This window comes from Rhodococcus sp. C26F (genome assembly GCF_053345925.1).
In genome coordinates this window covers 1-3,390 of the sequence record NZ_JBKFBA010000096.1, presented here as the reverse complement: position 1 = coordinate 3,390, position 3,390 = coordinate 1, and the positions used below count along the sequence as shown (strand labels likewise).

Genomic DNA, 3,390 nt, shown 5'->3' with positions numbered 1-3,390 from the left:
TCCGGTGGATACGCCGTCGGGCGAGTCCGGCACAGAGTAAGAACAAGAAGACGCGAGAGGAGGAGACGCCCGGTGAGCCAGCGGGAGTGGATCGAGAAGGACTTCTACAAGGACCTGGGCGTCTCCCCCGACGCAACGCAGGACGAGATCAAGAAGGCCTACCGGAAACTGGCGCGGGACCTGCATCCCGATGCCAACCACGGTGACGAGAAGGCCGAAGAGCGCTTCAAGGCCGTCAGCGAGGCCAACGCCGTCCTGTCGGATCCTGCCAAGCGCAAGGAATACGACGAGACCCGGCGCATGTTCGCCTCCGGCGGTTTCCCCGGCGGCGGTGGCTTCCGTCCCGGCGCCGGCGGTTTCACGGCTGGTACCGGAGCGACCTTCGACATCGGCGACCTGTTCGGCGGTGGTGGCGGCGACGGTGGTCTCGGCGACCTGTTCGGCGGCCTGTTCAACCGCGCCGGTGGGACGGCGCCGACGAGCGGCCGGTCGCGTCCGCGCCGCGGATCCGATGTCGAGACCGAGACGACACTCGACTTCCGCGACGCCGTTCAGGGCGTCACGGTCCCCCTGCGGATGACCAGCCCGGCGCCGTGCACCACCTGCCACGGCAGCGGTGCCCAACCGGGAACGAGCCCGCGGGTCTGTCCGAACTGCAACGGAAGCGGTGTGGTCTCCCGCAATCAGGGTGCGTTCGGTTTCTCCGAACCGTGCGACGACTGCCGGGGCAGCGGATCGATCATCGACAACCCCTGCACCGACTGCCGCGGCACCGGTGTGCAGAACCGCACCCGCACCATCACGGTGCGGGTCCCCGCAGGCATCAAGGACGGTTCGCGTATCCGCCTCGCCGGTCAGGGTGAGGCCGGTCTGCGCGGCGCCCCCTCCGGCGACCTGTTCGTGACGGTGCACGTGCGCCCCGACCGGGTGTTCGGGCGTGAGGGCGACGATCTGACCCTCGTGCTGCCCGTCAGCTACGGCGAACTCGTCCTCGGTGGCACCGTCTCGGTGCCGACCCTCGACGGCCGCGTCGGGCTGAAGATCCCGCCGGGAACGGTCGACGGCCGGGTCCTGCGGGTCCGCGGACGCGGCGTCCCCAAGCGCGGGGGCGGCGCCGGTGATCTTCTCGTCACGGTGAAGGTCGCGATCCCGCAGAATCTCGACGAGAAGGCGACGGAAGCGCTGCACAACTATCTTCGTGCAGAAGAGGCAAGCGGTTTCGATCCTCGAGAGGGATGGGCAGGTGCGTGATGAGCGAGACGAGAATGCCACGGGATCTGTCACCGGACCCCGATGCGCGCGTCTACGTTATCTCGGTGGCAGCAGAACTCGCCGGGATGCATGCGCAGACGCTGCGTAACTACGATCGGCTCGGACTCGTCACACCGCACCGCACCAGCGGCGGTGGCCGCCGGTACTCGCCGCGCGACGTCGAACTGCTGCGCGAAGTACAGCGCCTCTCCCAGGACGAAGGTGTCAACCTCGCCGGGATCAAGCGGATCATAGAGCTGACCAACCAGGTCGAGGCGCTGCAGCAGCGCGTCGCCGAACTCCACGCCGAGGTCGCCCAGTTGCGTTCGACGCGCGGCGATCTGGTGCCGATTCCGCGCAGCAACGCCCTCGTGGTGTGGAAGCCGCGCAATAGGCGGGACTGACCGCACCGCGGTCGAGCGTGACTGACCGCACCGCGGTCGAGCGCGACTGATCGGACGATTTTCTCCCGTACAGCGAGATGATCGTGTCGCGACCCTTCGCAATCTGCCTAGTGTGGCGTGTTCCACACGAACGGTCGACGGAAGGCAGCAGTCATGGCGGAGTGGGCGGAAGAATGCGACGTCCTTGTGGTCGGGTCGGGAGCCGGAGGCGCCTGCGGTGCGTATACCGCCGCCCGCGAGGGACTCTCGGTGATCCTCGTCGAGGCGTCCGAGTACTTCGGCGGCACCACGGCGTATTCCGGTGGCGGGGGCGTCTGGTTTCCCACCAACGCGGTCTTGCAGCGTGCCGGTGACGACGACACCATCGAGGATGCGCTGACCTACTACCACGCGGTCGTCGGCGATCGGACGCCTCGTGAACTGCAGGAGGCCTACGTCCGCGGCGGCGCTCCACTGATCGACTATCTCGAGGCCGACGACGACCTCGAGTTCATGGTCTACCCGTGGCCCGACTACTTCGGCAAGGCGCCCAAGGCCCGGGCCGATGGCCGTCACATCGTCCCGTCGCCCCTGCCCATCGCCGATGATCCCGAACTCAACGAGTCGATCCGCGGGCCGTTGGGCCGTGAACGCAACGGGGACCCGCTTCCCGATATGTTGATCGGCGGTCGTGCCCTCATCGGCCGCTTCCTCATCGCCATGCGCAAGTACCCGAACGTTCGGCTGTACCGGAACACACCGCTCGAGGAACTGATCGTCGAAGACGGTGTGGTGGTGGGCGCGATCGTCGAGAACGGCGGTGAGCGACGGACGATCCGCGCGCGCAAGGGCGTCGTCCTCGCAGCCGGCGGTTTCGATCAGAACGACGAGATGCGCAGCAAGTACGGCGTTCCGGGCGCCGCACGGGATTCCATGGGTCCGTGGTCGAATCTGGGCAAGGCACACCAGGCGGGCATTGCCGTGGGCGCCGATGTGGATCTGATGGGTGAGGCCTGGTGGTCGCCGGGTCTGACCCATCCGGACGGACGTTCGGCGTTCGCGCTGTGCTTCACCGGGGGCATCTTCGTCGATCAGGAGGGCAAGCGGTTCACGAACGAGTACGCGCCCTACGACCGACTGGGTCGTGACGTCATCGCCCGCATGGAGCGTGATGAGATGACCTTGCCGTTCTGGATGATCTACGACGACCGGAACGGTGGGGTCCCGCCGGTCGGGGCGACGAACGTGCCGCTCGTCGAGACCGAGAAGTATGTCGATGCGGGACTGTGGAAGACCGCCGACACCCTCGAGGAACTCGCCGAGCAGATCGGTGTGCCCGCCGAATCCCTGAAAGCGACCGTCGCGCGGTGGAACGAGCTGGCCGCGAAGGGAGTCGACGAGGACTTCGGTCGCGGGGACGAACCCTACGATCTCGCCTTCACCGGCGGCGGGTCCGCGCTGGTCCCGATCGAGCAGGGCCCCTTCCACGCGGCGCAGTTCGGTATCTCCGATCTCGGCACCAAGGGCGGTCTGCGGACCGACACCGTCGGCCGCGTGCTCGACAGCGAGGGTGCTCCGATCCCCGGTCTGTACGCGGCGGGCAACACGATGGCCGCACCGAGCGGCACCGTCTACCCCGGCGGTGGCAACCCGATCGGCGCGAGCGCGTTGTTCGCGCACCTGTCAGTAATGGACGCGGCGGGACGCTGACACAGAGGCGGGACGCCGAAGCACATACGAACCGGGCCCGGAGGGA

General features: G+C 67.7%; 3 protein-coding genes. All 3 read left to right on the top strand.

The annotated features are described in order from the left end of the window. The first annotated feature begins 72 nt into the window (after positions 1-72). The 3 genes from dnaJ to ACLBYD_RS30470 all read left to right on the top strand — a co-directional run bounded on the left by dnaJ (position 73) and on the right by ACLBYD_RS30470 (position 3,344). Positions 73-1,251 (top strand): molecular chaperone DnaJ, encoded by a 1,179-nt coding sequence (gene dnaJ / locus ACLBYD_RS30480; protein WP_447819376.1) that lies wholly within the window; start codon positions 73-75, stop codon positions 1,249-1,251. After that, entirely contained in the window at positions 1,251-1,655 is a 405-nt protein-coding gene (locus tag ACLBYD_RS30475; RefSeq protein WP_088898854.1) for a heat shock protein transcriptional repressor HspR, read from the top strand. Before dnaJ ends, ACLBYD_RS30475 begins: the two co-directional genes overlap by 1 nt. Before the next feature lie 153 nt (positions 1,656-1,808). Beyond that, the gene (locus ACLBYD_RS30470; RefSeq protein WP_447819375.1) at positions 1,809-3,344 is read left to right on the top strand and encodes an FAD-binding protein; all 1,536 of its coding nucleotides are present in this window, start codon (positions 1,809-1,811) and stop codon (positions 3,342-3,344) included. Positions 3,345-3,390: the final 46 nt, after the last annotated feature.

Excerpts from the sequence above, each read along its gene's own strand:
- ACLBYD_RS30470 (WP_447819375.1), top strand. The coding sequence starts at position 1,809 with ATGGCGGAGTGGGCGGAAGAATGCGACGTCCTTGTGGTCGGGTCGGGA.
- ACLBYD_RS30475 (WP_088898854.1), top strand. The coding sequence starts at position 1,251 with ATGAGCGAGACGAGAATGCCACGGGATCTGTCACCGGACCCCGATGCG.